This window comes from Streptomyces sp. bgisy130 (assembly GCF_057708345.1).
The window spans coordinates 507,688-523,482 of the sequence record NZ_JBYISA010000001.1 but is presented as its reverse complement, the minus strand read 5'-3'; the positions used below and the strand labels follow the sequence as shown (position 1 = coordinate 523,482).

Genomic DNA, 15,795 nt, shown 5'->3' with positions numbered 1-15,795 from the left:
CAGAGGCCCTTAGGCGGCCTGCTGCTCGTAGCCCACGAGCCGGACGCAGACGGCGAGGCCCTCGATGGCCTGCTCCAGCTCCGTGAGGCCCGGGTAGCTGGGCGCGATCCGTATGGTGGCGTCGCGCGGGTCGTCGCCGTACGGGTGGGTGGCGCCGGCCGGGGTCAGCACGATGCCCGCCTCGGCGGCCCGGCGTACGACCTCCTTGGCGCAGCCGTCCGGCACTTCGAGGGTGACGAAGTAGCCGCCCTTGGGGTCGGTCCACCGGGCGAGCCCGGTGCCGCCGAGCTCCGTCTCCAGGATCCGGGCCACCATCTCGAACTTCGGCTGGAGCAGGGCGCGCTGGCGCTCCATGTGGGCCCGCACCCCGTCGGCGTCCCGCAGGAACATCGCGTGCCGCAACTGGTTGACCTTGTCCGGGCCGATCGACCGCTTGGCGTTGTTGCCCAGCAGCCACTGCACATTCGCGGGCGACGAGCCGAAGAAGGCGACGCCGGCGCCGGCCGCGGTGATCTTCGAGGTGGAGCCGAACACGAACGCGCGGTCCGGGTTCCCGGCCTCGGCGCAGGCGGCGAGCAGATCGGCTATCTCGGCCGGCTCGTCGGTGAGGTGGTGGGCGGCGTACGCGTTGTCCCAGAAGATCCGGAAATCAGGCGCGGCGGCGCTCATCGCGGCCAGTCGCGCCACCGTCGCGTCGCTGTAGCAGACCCCGTCCGGGTTGCTGTACTTCGGGACGCACCAGATGCCCTTGACGGCCGGGTCCTCGGCGACCAGCCGCTCCACGACCGCCATGTCCGGCCCCTCGGCCGTCATCGGCACCGGGATCATCTCGATCCCGAACCGCTCACAGAGCGCGAAGTGCCGGTCGTAACCCGGAACCGGGCACAGAAACGCGATCCGTTCCTGGTCCACCCAGCGCGACTCGGCCCCCGGCAGCACGCTCAGCAGGGCGTGCACCAGGCAGTCGTGCATCAGCTCAAGGCTGGAGTTACCCGCCGCGAGGAGCTGCCCGACCGGTACCTGGAGCACATCGGCGAAGATCTCCCGGATCTCCGGCAGCCCCTGAAGACCGCCGTAGTTGCGCACGTCCGTACCGTCGGCGGCGGTGTGCCGCCCGGCCGGCAGGCTCAGCAGGTCCGTGGAGAGGTCGAGCTGCTCGGGCGCCGGCTTGCCCCGGGTGAGGTTCAGCGAGAGCCCCCGCCCGGCGAGATCCTGATAGTCCTTGCGGGCACGCTCCAGCAGCCCGCTCAGGGCTTCGGCGCTCAGCTCGGTGGTCATGGTGTTTCCTCTCAGGCCGGTGGCGCCGCGGGGACGGCGCCCGGGGCTTCGGTACTGCCTGCCGAGGATACAAACCGCCGTTCGAACGCCCCGGCCAGCCCCGGGTGGATCTTGCTCGGACCCGGGATGGTGGGGTTCCAGCCCTCCCCGCCGTCCCATTCGCGGCTTTACACCCGCAATAGGCATCCGTGAGCGTGTTCCGCTGTATGCGCAGATGGTCGCCGATACCGGCCACGAGGCACCGGCCCGCCGCCGGCCGCCAGGAACCCGGCACGGGTACCCCGACGTCGTACCGATCATGATCGACACTCCTGCCACCCGGACCCAGCGGCTCATCGAGGCGTGGGGGCACGTCTCGGCGGCCTCGGACCGTGCCGAAGCGGATCCGCTCGTACGCGACTGCGTCCGCCGCCTGCTCGCCGACCCCGGCGGCGAGCAGGCGCCGCTGTGGACGTTCGGGCTGGTGCGGGTGGCCGGCTACCTCACCTGGCGGCCGGGGCCGGAGGCCGCCCGGAGCGCACTGGAGGCATTGCTCGCCGTCGACCGGGCGCTGAGGGAGCTGCCGTGCCCCCATACCTCCCACCCGTATGAGGCCGCTCTGAAGGAACTCCTGGCGGACGAGGTGTGGCTGGCCGGGCCCGACCTGGAGAGCCTGGCCGGCCCGGCGCCCGAGGGCGACACCTGGCGCTGCCCGGCCAACGTGGCCGGCTTCGCCCGGCTCACCGCCGACGTCCTCGACCCGTTCACGGCGGGCGGCCTCCCCGAGCGGATCCCCGCCGCCCACACGAGCAGACTGCGCAGCCTGTCGTCGCTCCTCAACGGCTACCCCTACGGCGACCCCGGTGAGGAGCTGTCCTTCCAGGCCGGCGCCCTCCCCCGCCATCCGACGAAGGGGGTGCTCGCCGGGTACGTCGTCACCCTGCACGCGAGCCAGTGGTACGCGGCCTCCGGTCTGATCACCGAGCAGTCCGTGCTGGACGACATGATCGCGGGCCTGGAGGCGGCGCTGCCGCTACTGCGCGACACCTCCTGCCCGCACACCGCCGCCGAGCACCCCCAGCCGTCCGGTGACCCGAGCGGCGACGTCATGACGGGCTACTTCCTGTGCAGTCCCGGCGGCCGGGCCGAGCTCAGGGCATGGACCTCCGGTGAGCTCCTGAAGAGGTGGCTGTGCCACGGCTTCCTGCGCGACCTCGCCGACGAGGCGCTGAGCAATCTGCGCTATGCGCGGGACTCGCTCTTCGGCACCCGGGACGACCGCCTCCTGGACGACACCTACCTCCGCCCCGACGGACGGCTCGACATCGGCGCGCTCACGCACTGCTTCGACGAGGCGGAGTACGACAAGTCCTGGGAGGCCGAGAACGCCGTGCGCTGGGCCGCGCGGCGGTACGCGGCCACCGGGGACGACAGCCCGCGGGAACGTCTGGTGCTGCTGCTCCTGGTCCTGTGGTGCGCGGAGGCCGTCGAACTGGCCCCGGACGTCGGTGAGGAGATCCGGGAGGTGCTCACCGGGGTCCATACGGCGTCGCCCGACACGGCGTGTGCGCACGACGAGGCCCATCCGCCCGCCTGCCCGGACTTCCCGGCACACCTCAACCACCTCTACGCACCGGGTGAGTTCACCGCCCCGGAGGAAGCCCGGGGCGCCGAGACATGGGGCTGCCCCCGGTATCTGGCCGTCCTGGCCGAGGACGCGCTCGACGCCCTGGCGTGATGACGGACCGCGTCAGACGGGTCAGCCGGGTCAGCAGCTTGCTGAACTTCAGGTGGGCCGTGGAGCGTGGCGTTCGGGGGAAGGCCGGGTGTCGCAGAGGGGGGCCGGGGGGCGCGGCTCGTACGTTCGGGCGGCATGACGAACGCATCGGCTGATCGCGCTTCCGGCCCCACCCGCCGCACCACGCTGACCGGGCTCGTCGGCGGGGCCGGGGCCCTCCTGGCCGCCGGGTGCAGCGCATCGCCCGCGACGGCGCCGGCCACCCGTCGCACGGCCCGGGCCTACGCCTCGGCGAGCGATCCCACGCCCGGCGTGATGACGCTCTTCAAGGACCCTGCCTTCAACTTCAACGGGCTCTTGGCGCTCGGTGGATCCGGTTACGGCTCCGCCGAGGTGGGCGAGGTCCTCACCGCCGTGAACACGGTCAACAAGGCCGGGCTGTCCGCGCAGACGTACACCGAGACCTTCAAGTCGCTCGGCGATCAGCTGCGGAAGCCGCCCGGTAGCGGTGAGCCCGACACCCAGACCACCCGTTTCCGTGCCCTGCGGGCCGCGCAGTACTACGCACAGGCGCTGTTCTTCGTCCTCGGCTCCGACACCCCCGGCAGCGAGGAGGCGCTCTACAAAGCGGGACGCGGCGCCTGGGACGCGTTCTGCGAGCGGTGCGACCCGGTTCCGGTGACGGCACGCGTCCCGTACGGGAAGACGCCGCTGCCGGTGTGGTTCTTCCGGCCGGACAGCTCGGGCGAGCGGCGCCCGACCGTGATCCTCACGAACGGCAGCGACGGGCAGAACGTCGACATGTGGACCTACGGCGTGGCGGCCGCTCTTCAGCGCGGCTGGAACGCCCTGGTCTACGACGGGCCCGGCCAGGGCCAGTTGCTCTTCGTCGACCAGGTGGTCTTCACCCCGCGCTGGGAGCAGGTCGTCACCCCGCTCGTCGACTGGCTGTCCGCCCGCCCGGACGTGGACACCGGCAAGATCGCCCTGACCGGGCTGAGCATGGCCGGGGATCTGGCTCCCCGGGCGGCGGCCTTCGAGCGCCGGATCGCCGCGCTGGTGGCGATGCCCGGCGTGCTCTCGCCCTGGCTGGGCTTCCCGCCGGAGATCCGGGAGATCCTCATTCCGGGCAACAAGGAGAAGACCAACACCGTCTGGAACAAGGAGGCCGTCCCCGGGCTGTCGCCGGCCGAGGCCGCGACGATGAAGAAGCGCATGGAGCCCTTCTCGGTACCGGCGATGCTCGCGGCCCGTGCGGGCAAGATGTTCACCGACTTCTACACCCCGGCCACCCTCATCAAGTCGCTGGACATCACGGACGTCGTGAGCCGTATCAAGATGCCCACGCTGGTGCTGGACTACGAGTTCGAGCAGTTCTATCCCGGGCAGCCGCGCCAGCTGTTCGAGAAGCTGACGGCTCCCAAGGACTATGTGAAGCTCACCGCGGCCACCGGCGCCCAGCTGCACTGCTCCCCGATGGCCCCGCAGCAGCACTGCGAGGTCGTCTTCGACTGGCTGGAGGAGAGGCTGTCCGGCGGCTGAGCCCGGCTGTGGCGTACGCACCGGGCGCGCCGGGGGCCCGTCGGCGTCCGGGCGCGGTCCGTACGGGGCTGCGCACGAGAGCTCTAACCGGCCAGGTACTGCCGTAGCAGATCGCGCAGCTCCGTCTCGAACTCCGCGTAGGTGCGGCGGAGTTGTGCGCCCGGCCAGTTCTCCGGCAGGAGCTCGGCGGGCAGCAGCGGGTCGGCGAGGAGATGGCGGAGGGCGGCCGCCGCGACCGTGAAGCGGTCGGCGTGGGTGCCGGCGCGGTCCAGTGCGGCCGACAGCGCGCGGGCCCGCCCGGCCCAGCCGGTCAGGTCCCACAGCCGGCCGGCGAGCGCGGCCGGTTCGCCGTCCGGGGTACCGGTGAACCAGGTGCACTGGTCGGTGACGACGGCGGGGCGGGGCCGGTCGAGGTTGGCGGGGCGCAGCCAGCTGCCCTCACGGAGCTCGGCCAGCCGGAGCCCGGCCATGGCCTGGCGCAGCGCGGTGCGCTCGGCCGCCGGGCGGCGTTCCGGGGTGGCGACGACGGCGATCTCCCAGCCGCCGCTCCAGGGGACGGTCCGCGGGGAGCGGCTCTCGTCCTGCCGGGTCTGGCGGGCCAGCAGCCGGGCGGTGAGGGCGTACGAGCCATCCGTCTGCCGCAGGTCACCGGCGGCCACCATCCGGGAGAGCGCGACCCGGACGGTGCCCTCGGCGATGCCGAAGAGCTCGCCGACCCGCACCAGGGCGCGGACGGGCAGCCGGGGCGGGTGATGCCCGAGGAGGGTGCTCAACACGATGGAGCGGGCGGTGAGCGGGCGCAGTGCGAGCGCGGCGTCCTCGGCGTCGTCGATCGTGCGGATGCGGTCGTCGTTCATATGTGCCGGAAATTCTAGCGAGGGCGGCTCCGGTCGGCATTACAGTCTTCCCACGGTTGTTCAGTTTCTGTAACGTCAACGGTATGACCGTCACCCATGAAGTCGTGAATCAGGCCCCGCCGCTGACCGGGTTCAGCACGGCGGACGAGCCGGCCCTGCTGGAGGCGCTGCGCCGGGACGGCGCCGAGTGGGGCGTGCGGGAGGTGACCGAGCTCGGCGCGCTGGCGGGCTCCGCGCAGGTGCAGGACCAGGCCCGCTGGGCGGAGGAGCAGCCACCGCGGCTGCACACCCACGACCGGTTCGGGCACCGGATCGACGAGGTCGCCTTCCACCCGGCCTGGCATCAGCTGATGACCGTCGCGGTGGAGCACGGGCTGCACGCCGCGCCCTGGGCCGACGGCCGCTCCGGGGCGCATCTGGTGCGCGCCGCGAAGTTCTACGTCTGGTCGCAGGCCGAGGCGGGGCACGGCTGCCCGATCTCGATGACCTACGCCGCCGTGCCCGCGCTGCGGGCCGCTCCGGAGCTCGCCGCGCAGTACGAGCCGCTGCTCACCGCCCGCGCTTACGACTTCGGGCTGCGGGCGCCGCTGACCAAGTCGGGCCTGATCGCCGGCATGTCGATGACGGAGAAGCAGGGCGGCTCCGACGTACGGGCCAACACCACGCGCGCGGTGCCGGCCGGCGACGGCACCTACCGCCTCACCGGCCACAAGTGGTTCACCTCGGCGCCGATGAGCGATGTGTTCCTGGCGCTTGCTCAGACCGAGGAGGGGCTGAGCTGCTTCCTGGTGCCCCGGGTGCTGCCGGACGGCACGCTCAACGGGATGCGGCTGATGCGGCTCAAGGACAAGCTGGGCAACCGCTCCAACGCGTCCTCCGAGATCGAGTACGACGAGGCGGTGGCCTGGCCGGTCGGCGAGCCGGGCCGTGGGGTGCGGACCATCGTCGAGATGGTGAACATGACGCGGCTGGACTGTGTGCTGGGGTCGGCGGCCGGGATGCGGGCCGGGCTGCGGCAGGCGCTGCACCACACCGCGCACCGGCAGGCGTTCGGGCGGGAGCTGGACCGCCAGCCGCTGATGCGCTCGGTGCTCGCCGATCTGGCGGTCGAGTCGGAGGCGGCGACCCTGCTGGGGATGCGGCTGGCGAGCGCGGTGGACCGCTCGCAGGCCGGGGACGCCGGGGAGAGCGCGCTGCGCCGGCTGGCGCTGGCGGCCGGCAAGTACTGGGTGTGCAAGCGGGGCAGCACCCACGCCGCGGAGGCCCTGGAGTGTCTGGGCGGCAATGGCTATGTCGAGGATTCCGGCATGCCTCGGCTCTATCGGGAGGCGCCGCTGCTGTCCATCTGGGAGGGCTCGGGCAATGTCGCCGCGCTCGATGTACTGCGGGCCCTGGGCAAGGAGCCGGCCGCGCTGGACGCCTTCCTCGCCGAGGTGGACACCGCGGCGGGCGCCGACCGGCGGCTGGACGCGGCGGTGGCCGGGGTCCGCAAGATGCTCGGCGGGCTCGCCGATCCGGAGCGGGCGCAGCTGATGGCGCGGTCGCTGGCGGAGCGGATGGCGCTGGTGCTCCAGGGTTCGCTGCTGGTGCGGCACAGCCACCCGGCGGTCGCCGACGCGTTCTGCGCCTCGCGGCTCGACGGGGAGTGGGGCCATGCCTTCGGCACCCTGCCGGCCGGCGCGGATCTGACCTCGGTGCTGGAGCGGGCCCGGCCGGGCGCGGCGGATGCGGCCGGGAACGCGTCCTGATGACCGTACGGGTGGAGCGCGCCGGGCCGGTGACGACGGTGGTGCTGTCCCGGCCCGCCGCCCGCAATGCCGTGGACGGCGTGACCGCCCGGCAACTCGCCGACGCCTTCCGTGAGTTCGACGCCGATGAGGATGCCCGGGTCGCGGTGTTGTGGGGCGAGGGCGGGACGTTCTGCGCCGGTGCCGATCTGAAGGCGATCGGCACCGGGCGCGGCAACCGCGTGGCCCCGGACGGGGACGGGCCGATGGGCCCGACCCGGATGCGGCTCGGCAAGCCGGTGATCGCGGCGGTCGCGGGGCATGCGGTGGCCGGCGGCCTGGAGCTGGCGCTCTGGTGCGATCTCCGGGTGGCGGAGGAGGACGCGGTGTTCGGGGTGTTCTGCCGGCACTGGGGCGTACCGCTGACCGACGGCGGTACGGTGCGGCTGCCGCGGCCGATCGGCGCGAGCCGGGCGATGGACCTGGTGCTGACGGGGCGTCCGGTCCCGGCGGCGGAGGCGCTGGACATCGGGCTGGTCCACCGGGTGGTGCCGGTCCGCCCCGCGACCGCTCCGGACTCCCCCCGCTCCGGCCCAGGTCACGACGGCTGACGGCAGCTGACGGCGGCCGCGGGGCCCGCCACCCCGCGGACGGCCGGTGTCGTTGAACGCCCACGGCTCTGCGCGTACGGTCACTCTGCCCCGCCGTCGTCGCCGCCCGTCCTCCAGGAGCCCGTCATGCGCGATCTGAACTACCCCGAGGAGGGCGGCACTCGGCACACCCCGCTGCCGCCCGGCTACCACCACCTCCGCGAGGAGCTGCCGCTGGGCCACGGCCGCGCGGTGCTGACCGCGGCGGGCGAGGCGATCACCACCTTCCGGATGCATCGCGCGGCGGGCACCAAAATCCGCTCGGACGCCCCACGGGCCGCGCCGGGCGTGCAGGTTGAGGTGTCGCTGGGGTTCGGCCCGCTGCGGCTGCGGGCGCCGTGCACCGTGGTGTGGACGGTGGACGGGGAGAACCGCGTCGGGTTCGGATACGGGGCCCGGCAGGGGCATCCGGAATGCGGCGAGGAGGCGTTCGTCGCCGAGCTGCGCGCGGACGGCTCGGTCTGGTTCACGGTGACCGCCTTCAGCCGGCCCGCCCGGACGCTCACCCGCCTCGGGGGCCCGCTGGTCCCGGTCTTCCAGCGCCAGTACGTCCGGCATCTCGGCCGGACCCTCCGCCACCTTGTGAACCGTCCGTGAATGCCATGTGACGGCCCCCGGCCACCGCCGCCCGTCGCGGCACCCGTCCGGCCGGGCCGGCTCCCGGAGCAGCGCGCCCGCCACGACCCCCGCTCACGCCCTGATAGCCCCCGGAATACGGGTAGTTACCGACGCGTAGCATTGCGGCTGCCGATCGCCATACGTCCACTTCCGCTTCATCTTTTCGTCACCATCGCCTCCGGCGAGCATGAGAGAAAACCAGACATGTGTGATGACGAACTGATCCCGCCGCAGGCGGATATGACCGAGCGGGAGTGGCTGCGGGCCGGGTCGGAGGCGACGGCCGGGGGGCCGTCGATGCGGACGACGGGGCGCGTTCCGCAGTGGGTGAACCGGCGGACCCTGCTGGGCGGTGCGATGGCCGGTGCGGCGCTCGCGGTACTGCCTTCGCCGGCCCAGTCGCCCGCGTCCGCCGCACCCCGCCTCGGGGGTCCGGGAGCCTTTCCGTTCCCCGAACACCCCAATGGCAAGGGCGAGTTCGCCGTTCTGGTGACCGGTGACGCGGGGACGGGGGACGAGGCCCAGTACGCGGTGGCGGCCGCCGCCCGGGACCTCTGCCGCACCGAGGGGATCGGCCTCGCGGTCGGCCTCGGCGACAACATTTACGAGAACGGGCCGGAATCCGACGACGACTCGGAGTTCCAGGACAAGTTCGAGAAGCCCAACAGCGGTATCGATGTGCCCTGGCTGATGGTGCTGGGCAACCACGACTGCTCGGGGCTGATCCCCGGCAGCGGCGGCGACCCGTCCCGCGGTGACCGCGAGGTCGCCTACGCCGCCACCTCACGGCGCTGGTACATGCCGAGCCGCTACTACAGCGTGCCGCTGCCCGCCGCCGATCCGCTGGTGGAGTTCTTCGCCATCGACACCATCCCCTGGTCGTCGTACGTGGCCCAGCTCGACCCGCACTACCGCTGGGACGGGCCGTACATGCGCGAGCAGCGGAGCTGGCTGGACGGCGCGCTGCGCGCCTCGCGGGCCCGCTGGAAGGTGGTGATCGGCCATCACCCGTACCTCAACAACGGCAAGCACGGCAGCGCCGGTTCCTACGACGGTTTCGAGATCGGCAACTACACCAGCGGCGTCCACCTCAAGGACATGTACGAGAACGTGGTCTGCGGACGGGCCGATCTGATCCTGTCCGGTCATGACCACACGCTTCAGATCCTGGAGCCGACGGCCCGTACGGGCGGCACCCGGCAGGTGGTGTGCGGTGCGTCGGCCAAGACGGAGGACGGCACGGCACACTTCGGGCACCCGGCGGCCTGGCAGAACTTCTCCGACCACGGATTCATGGTGCTGAAGGTGTCCGGCGCCCGGCTGACCATCGACGCGTACACCGTCGACGTGGCGACCCGGAAGGCCACCCTGGCCCACCGCACCCGCCAGACCCGCCCGGTGGCGGCCCCGGCCGGGGCGCACGCCTGACGACAGCAGTCGTCCCGGGGGCGCGCCCCCGGGACGGCGTACACGGGTGTCCAGCGGTGCTCAGGGGTGCATACGGGCGCCCTTGAGCACCTTGTCGACCGCGTTGCGCGGTCCGTACACGGCGAGACCCACCAGGTCCAGCCGGTCCTTCGGTACCGCCCGCACCGCCGCGCGGTTGTCCCGGTCGTTCCCGGTGACGAAGAGGTCGGAGGTGAACACCGACCGGGGAAGCGCGCGGGACAGGGCGCGGCCGTGCGCGGCGGTCAGGTTTTCCTTCGTCCCTTCGAGGACCAGGACGGGCTGGCGGAACATGGGCAGGTACGGGGTGCCGTCGGCATCGGCGTACGGCACCCCGATGACTTCGGGGATCTCGGAGCCGAGGCCACTGACCAGGAACGCGGTCACATTCAGCCGCTGCCAGGGCTCCAGGTCCTCGCGCAGCAGCACGGCGATCTTGGTCTCGAAACGTACGGCGGTGTTCTCGTTCGTCATGCCTCCGAGAGTGCCGCCCGCCCCGTCCCGCCTTCTTGTACGTTCTTGGCGTCCTCGCTGGTCAGGGCGAGAACGACGTGTCACGACGGGTGCCGGTCGGCGCTCCCGGCCGGCCCGGCCTTCCCGGCGTACCGGAAATGCGGGGCCTGCGGCCCGCGCCTAGGGTGTTCGCATGGCCGCGTTCCGGTGGATATCGGCCCCGGTCAACGGCCCGCGACCGAGGGCACGAGGGGTGCTCGGCGCGGGGTCGCGGGCCGCCGTCCCGATGCGCCGCCGCCCGCGGGAAGCGGGCCCGTACGTCCCCCGCGGCGGGGTCACGAGACACGGCGCACCATGACCGGCCCGCCCCTGGAACCGTCCGACAAGGACTATGACCCCCGGGCCGACCGGGCGTGGCGGCATGTCGCGGAGGACGCCTCCGGGGTGTCGCACCGGGAGCCCGTCGGACTGCGCGAGCGGCTCTCCCTCAACCGGATGGGCACCTTCGACTGGGATCTGGACCGCGGGTCCATGGACCTGGACGCCGGTGCCATGGAGGTCTTCGACCTCCGCCCGGACGAATACGACGGCGCGCCGATGTCCCTGGTCACCCGGGTGCCGCCGGAGGAGGGGCTACGGCTCGACGAGGCGCTCTCCCAGGCCCTCCAGGACGGCCAGTCGTCGTACGGCGCCTACTTCCGGCTCCAGTGCCGCGACGGCACCCAGCGCTGGACGCACTCGCAGGGGCGGATTCTGCACGACGCGGACGGCAAGCCGTACCGGATCATCGGCATCGTCCGGGAGGCGACCAGCGAGCTGGCGGACTCCGCGCTGCTGCGTTCGCTCCAGCAGGAGCGGCAGCGGCAGACCGTGATGGTGCAGCACACCACCGCCGCGCTGGCCCGTGCGCTGTCCGTCAGGGATGTCACCCGGGTGCTCACCGGAGCCGGTGGGGCCCGGCGGTTCGGCGCGGACGGGCTGGTCCTGGGGCTGGTCGAGAACGACCAGTTCGAGATCATCGCCACCGCCGGGCTGGAGGGCGAGGTGCCCGACGACATGATGACCTCACGGCTGGACGACACCCTGCCGCTGGCCGACGCGGCGCGCTCCCGGCACTCCATCTTCCTCAGCAGCCGTGGCGAGCTGATCGCCCGCTATCCGCGGCTGCGCCCGTACACCGATGTGCTGCCGACGGGCAGCGCGGCGTTCCTGCCGCTGGTCGCGCAGGACACCGTCATCGGTGCGCTGGGGCTGTTCAACGCCGAACCGGCGGTGCAGTCGCCGGAGGCCAGGAACCTGGCGCTGGCGCTGGCCGGTGTCGTCGCGCAGTCGGTGCAGCGGGCGACCCTCTTCGATCAGGAGCGGGAGTTCGCGACGGGGCTTCAGGCGACGATGCTGCCGCGCCGGCTGCCGCCCCTCACGGGCGGCGCGGTCACCGTGCGCTATCACCCGGCGAGCGTCGGGCGGGACATCGGCGGCGACTGGTACGACGTGATCGCGCTGCCCCAGGGGCGGACCGGGCTGGTGGTCGGCGATGTGCAGGGCCACGACACCCATGCGGCCGCCGTGATGGGCCAGCTGCGGATCGCGCTGCGCGCCTACGCCAGCGAGGGCCACTCCCCGGAGACCGTGCTGGTGCGGGCCTCCCGCTTCCTGGCCGAGCTGGACACCGAGCGCTTCGCGACATGTACGTACATCCAGGCCGACCTGGAATCCGGGGCGCTGCACGTCGCGCGGGCCGGCCACCTCGGCCCGCTGATCAGCAACAGCTCCCGGCACATCGACTGGCCCGAGGTCCGCGGCGGACTGCCGCTGGGCCTGGCCACACACTTCGGGCACGACCACTTCCCGGAGACCCAGCTGTTCCTGGAGCCGGGATCGACGCTGCTGCTGTGCACCGACGGCCTGGTGGAACAGCCCGGCCGGGACATCTCCGCCGGTATCGACGCGCTGTCCGCCGCGGTCCGCGCCGGGCCCGCGGACCTGGAGGCGCTCGCCGACCGGCTCTCGGACCATCTGTGGGCCGATCCCGGCTCGGAGGACGATATGGCCCTCCTGCTGCTGCACCGGCTGCCCGGCCCCGGGGGCGCCACCACCCCGCGGCTGCGGCTGCATGTCCATCAGGCCGACCCGTCGGGCGCCGCGGAGGTCCGCTCGGCGCTGCGCCGCACCCTGGACCAGTGGCGCGCGGGCGCCGTGATGCACAACATCGAGGTCGCCGCCTCCGAGCTGATCGCCAACGCGCTGACGCACACCGAGAGCGGCGCCCTGGTCTCCGTGGAGCTGCTGTCCGGCACCCCGCGCCGGATCCGGCTGGAGGTCGAGGACCGCTCCAGCCGGTGGCCACGGCGGCGCAGCCCCGGCGAGACCGCCACCTCCGGCCGGGGCCTGATGCTGGTCGAGGCGCTCGCCGACGAATGGGGCGCGGAGCCGCGGGGCGCGGGCAAGGCCCTGTGGTGCGAGTTCGCGGTGCCGGACACGGCGGATCTGACGCACTGAATTCCCGTGCGGGGCAGGCCATTCGGGCCACAGGGGGCCGAGCCGACCAACCTGGCCGTTGGACGACTCGGCCTAACCGGAAAGTACCCGCTCACGTCCCCGGCGAAAACCGCGCCCGGGCAGACGCACCACGGGGGCCAACTCCCGTGCCGGCCTTAGAGGGTTTCAGTCCTCCGGCCCGTACCAGAGCGTCGTCATGTTGCAGAACTCCCGCATGCCGTGCCCGGAGAGCTCCCGTCCGTAGCCGGAGCGCTTGGCGCCGCCGAACGGGAGGCCCGGGTGGGAGGCGGTCATCCCGTTGAAGAAGACCCCGCCGGCCTGAAGATCGCGGGCGAGCCGGTCCTGTTCTTCGGGGTCCCGGGTCCAGGCGTTGGAACTGAGCCCGAACGGCGTGTCGTTGGCGACCCGCACCGCCTCGTCCAGGTCGGCGACCCGGTAGAGCGTGGCGACCGGACCGAACGCCTCCTCCTGGTGGATGCGCATCTCGGGGGTGACACCGGACAGCACCGTCGGCTCGTAGAACCAGCCCGCGCGGTGCTGCGGTGGCCGCTGTCCGCCGCACAGGGCGATGGCGCCCTTGTGGACCGCGTCATCGACGAGCTCCTCCAGGTCGGAGCGGCCCTGTTCGCTGGAGAGCGGCCCGACTTCGGTGTTCTCGTCCATCGGGTCGCCGACGGTCAGCGCGGCCATACGGCCGGTGAACCGCTCGGCGAACGCGTCGTAGACGTCCTCGTGCACGATGAACCGCTTGGCCGCGATACACGACTGCCCGTTGTTCTGGACGCGGGCGGTGACGCCGACGCGGGCCGCCTTGTCGAGGTCGGCGGTGGGGAGCACGAGGAAGGGGTCGCTGCCGCCGAGTTCCAGGACGGTCTTCTTGACCTCGTCGCCGGAGACGGCGGCCACCGCGCGGCCGGCCGGTTCGCTGCCGGTGAGGGTCGCGGCGGCGATCCGCGGGTCGCGCAGGATGTCCTCGACGGCGCCGGACCCGATCAGCAGGGTCTGGAAACAGCCCTCGGGGTAGCCGGCGCGGCGGAAGAGTTCCTCGATGTAGAGGGCGGTCTGCGGAACGTTCGAGGCGTGCTTGAGCAGCCCGGTGTTGCCCGCCATCAGGGCCGGCGCGGCGAACCGTACGACCTGCCAGAGCGGGAAGTTCCAGGGCATCACCGCGAGCACGGTGCCCAGCGGCCGGTAGCGCACCACGGCGCGGCGCGCGCCGGAGTCGCTCACATCGGCGGGGTCGGGGTGCTCATCGGCGAGCAGCTCCTCGGCGTGGGTGGCGTACCAGCGCATGGTCTTGGCGCACTTCGCGGCCTCCGCGCGCGCCTGGGCCAGCGGTTTGCCCATCTCCGTGGTCATGGTGCGGGCGATGCCGTCCTGGTCGGCCTCGAGCAGGTCGGCGGCCGCGAGGAGCAGTTCCCTGCGGCGGGCGAAGCTCGTGGTCCGGTGCTCCTGGAAGGCCTGCTCCGCCCGGACCAGATGATCTTCGATCTCGCCCGCGTTGAGCGCGTCGAAGGTCTTCAGGGTCTCGCCGGTGGCCGGGTTGACCGTGGCGATGGCCATGATCAGCACCTCCTCTGTGGTGCGGGGACGTGGTACCCGCGGTATACGGGGCGAAAGGCCGGGCGGCTCCTAGGAGAGCGGCGAAGGAGCCGGGGACGGCTCCGGGACCGGGTCGGGATCGGGTCCGGGCGGACGGGGTATCGGCGACGGTTCCGGCGGGATGGGTTCGGGCGGCGCGGGCGGGACCGGCGGGCCGGGGAGCGGGTCCGGGACGGGGTTCGGCGGTGGTCCCCCCGGATCCGGTGTGGGCTGCGGATCTCGGTCGAGCGTGCGCGCACTGCACGTATACGGTTGCCGCTGCACTGCGGGCCTCCAGAATGAGACGGCTAGTGGCACATCAGCCCCCGTACCCGAGTTTCGCCCGTCCATGGCCCCGGCGCACGGCGGATTGCCGCGGACGGGTTGCGCGCGGGCGGGGCACGGCGTATATGACCCGATCGGGCGTCGCCGGGCACATCGGTCACGCCCTACCGTGCGGTCATGCCCATGACGCGGACCGGGACAGGGACAAGGACCAGGACGAGGTCGAGGTCGAGGACGAGGACGGGGACGAGGACGAGGACGCGCCTGGCGGGGGCCGGCGGCGGGCTCGGGGGCGGGGCGCTGCCGGGGAGGGCCCGCGGCGGGTTCGGGGGCGGGGCGGCGACGCTGCGCGCGAGGGCCCGGAGCGGGCCAGGCATCGCGGCCACGGCCCTGCTGGCGGCGGTCGGTATGGCGCTGGGTGCGCCTGCCGCCCCCGGTGTGGCGGCCGCGCCACCCGCCGTCTCCCCCGCCCCCGGCGTCCCCCTCCCCGCCGCCATGGCCGACACCGGCGGCGGCTCCCAGCTGATCACCGCCCGGGCGGCCACCCTCGGCGCCACCACGGGGACCGTGCAGTGGTGGCAGCGCCACAACGGCCGCTGGCAGCAACGGGGTTCGGCGCCGGCCCGCTTCGGAGCCGGCGGACTGGCCGAGGGCGGCAGCCGGGTGCAGGGCACCTCGACCACCCCGACCGGCCTCTACGACCTGCCGTTCGGCTTCGGGACCGCCCCGGCACCGTCCGGCACCACGATCCCGTACCGCAGGGTCGGCGCTCACTCCTGGTGGTGCGAGGACAACGCCTCCGCCTCCTACAACCGCTGGGTGGACCCGCTGCCTCCCGACTGCGCGGCCGCCGAGTCCGAGCGGCTGGCCGGCTACCCGACGCAGTACAGCCGGGCCCTGGTCATCAGCTTCAACTACCACCACTCGGTGCGCGGCCGCGGAGCCGGAATCTTCCTCCATGTCCACGGGAAGGGCGCCACGGCCGGCTGTGTGTCCGTACCGGCCGGGGCGATGGCGCGCATCCTGTCCTGGGTCCGGCCGTCCGCGCATCCGCATATGGCCATCGGGACGGCGTCCGGGGCGACGGCACTGACTCGCTACTGACCGGGGCGGCGGGGCGAAGGGCGCGGCGTACGGCGGGG

Annotated in this window: 12 protein-coding genes and 1 pseudogene; 8 read left to right on the top strand and 5 right to left on the bottom strand. The window is 72.9% G+C overall.

Annotated elements, in window-relative coordinates:
• Positions 1-9: 9 nt before the first annotated feature.
• Positions 10-1,278, bottom strand: a complete 1,269-nt coding sequence (locus AC3EUV_RS02470) for an aspartate aminotransferase type Ic (protein ID WP_432140680.1) — start codon at positions 1,276-1,278, stop codon at positions 10-12.
• Between the two features lie 298 nt (positions 1,279-1,576).
• Here AC3EUV_RS02470 and AC3EUV_RS02465 point away from each other — a divergent pair, with 298 nt between their 5' ends.
• Together AC3EUV_RS02465 and AC3EUV_RS02460 are read left to right on the top strand one after the other, a co-directional pair.
• Positions 1,577-2,995 (top strand): hypothetical protein, encoded by a 1,419-nt coding sequence (locus tag AC3EUV_RS02465; RefSeq protein WP_435602013.1) that lies wholly within the window; start codon positions 1,577-1,579, stop codon positions 2,993-2,995.
• A gap of 135 nt (positions 2,996-3,130) precedes the next feature.
• Positions 3,131-4,537: an alpha/beta hydrolase family protein gene (locus AC3EUV_RS02460; RefSeq protein ID WP_432140678.1), complete on the top strand. Its 1,407-nt coding sequence runs from the start codon at positions 3,131-3,133 to the stop codon at positions 4,535-4,537.
• Positions 4,538-4,620: 83 nt separating this feature from the next.
• Here the strand turns inward: AC3EUV_RS02460 and AC3EUV_RS02455 are convergent, their stop codons facing one another.
• Complete coding sequence (locus AC3EUV_RS02455; RefSeq protein ID WP_435602012.1) at positions 4,621-5,394, bottom strand: PaaX family transcriptional regulator C-terminal domain-containing protein; 774 nt, start codon at positions 5,392-5,394, stop codon at positions 4,621-4,623.
• Between the two features lie 83 nt (positions 5,395-5,477).
• Here AC3EUV_RS02455 and AC3EUV_RS02450 point away from each other — a divergent pair, with 83 nt between their 5' ends.
• The 4 genes and pseudogenes from AC3EUV_RS02450 to AC3EUV_RS02435 all read left to right on the top strand — a co-directional run bounded on the left by AC3EUV_RS02450 (position 5,478) and on the right by AC3EUV_RS02435 (position 9,817).
• Entirely contained in the window at positions 5,478-7,142 is a 1,665-nt protein-coding gene (locus AC3EUV_RS02450) for an acyl-CoA dehydrogenase family protein (protein WP_435602011.1), read from the top strand.
• Positions 7,142-7,693, top strand: a pseudogene (locus tag AC3EUV_RS02445) (crotonase/enoyl-CoA hydratase family protein); the annotation flags it as partial. The gene AC3EUV_RS02450 and the pseudogene AC3EUV_RS02445, both read left to right, overlap by 1 nt.
• Before the next feature lie 165 nt (positions 7,694-7,858).
• A complete protein-coding gene (locus AC3EUV_RS02440; protein ID WP_435602010.1) occupies positions 7,859-8,368 on the top strand; it encodes a DUF1990 domain-containing protein in 510 nt (169 codons plus the stop codon).
• Between the two features lie 225 nt (positions 8,369-8,593).
• The gene (locus tag AC3EUV_RS02435) at positions 8,594-9,817 is read left to right on the top strand and encodes a metallophosphoesterase (protein WP_435602009.1); all 1,224 of its coding nucleotides are present in this window, start codon (positions 8,594-8,596) and stop codon (positions 9,815-9,817) included.
• 60 nt (positions 9,818-9,877) lie between these two features.
• Here the strand turns inward: AC3EUV_RS02435 and AC3EUV_RS02430 are convergent, their stop codons facing one another.
• Positions 9,878-10,309 carry a DUF2000 family protein gene (locus AC3EUV_RS02430; RefSeq protein WP_435602008.1) on the bottom strand — a complete coding sequence of 144 codons (432 nt, stop codon included), beginning with the start codon at positions 10,307-10,309 and terminating at the stop codon, positions 9,878-9,880.
• Between the two features lie 333 nt (positions 10,310-10,642).
• Between AC3EUV_RS02430 and AC3EUV_RS02425 the strand changes: the two genes are divergently transcribed.
• Positions 10,643-12,787, top strand: a complete 2,145-nt coding sequence (locus tag AC3EUV_RS02425) for a SpoIIE family protein phosphatase (protein WP_432140672.1) — start codon at positions 10,643-10,645, stop codon at positions 12,785-12,787.
• A gap of 165 nt (positions 12,788-12,952) precedes the next feature.
• On the opposite strand, the gene AC3EUV_RS02420 is transcribed toward AC3EUV_RS02425, so the two are convergent.
• Positions 12,953-14,350 (bottom strand): NADP-dependent succinic semialdehyde dehydrogenase, encoded by a 1,398-nt coding sequence (locus AC3EUV_RS02420; protein ID WP_432140671.1) that lies wholly within the window; start codon positions 14,348-14,350, stop codon positions 12,953-12,955.
• Positions 14,351-14,817: 467 nt separating this feature from the next.
• Complete coding sequence (locus AC3EUV_RS02415) at positions 14,818-15,030, bottom strand: hypothetical protein (RefSeq protein WP_435602007.1); 213 nt, start codon at positions 15,028-15,030, stop codon at positions 14,818-14,820.
• A 31-nt stretch (positions 15,031-15,061) separates the two neighbouring features.
• Between AC3EUV_RS02415 and AC3EUV_RS02410 the strand changes: the two genes are divergently transcribed.
• Positions 15,062-15,757 carry a L,D-transpeptidase family protein gene (locus tag AC3EUV_RS02410; protein WP_435602006.1) on the top strand — a complete coding sequence of 232 codons (696 nt, stop codon included), beginning with the start codon at positions 15,062-15,064 and terminating at the stop codon, positions 15,755-15,757.
• Positions 15,758-15,795: the final 38 nt, after the last annotated feature.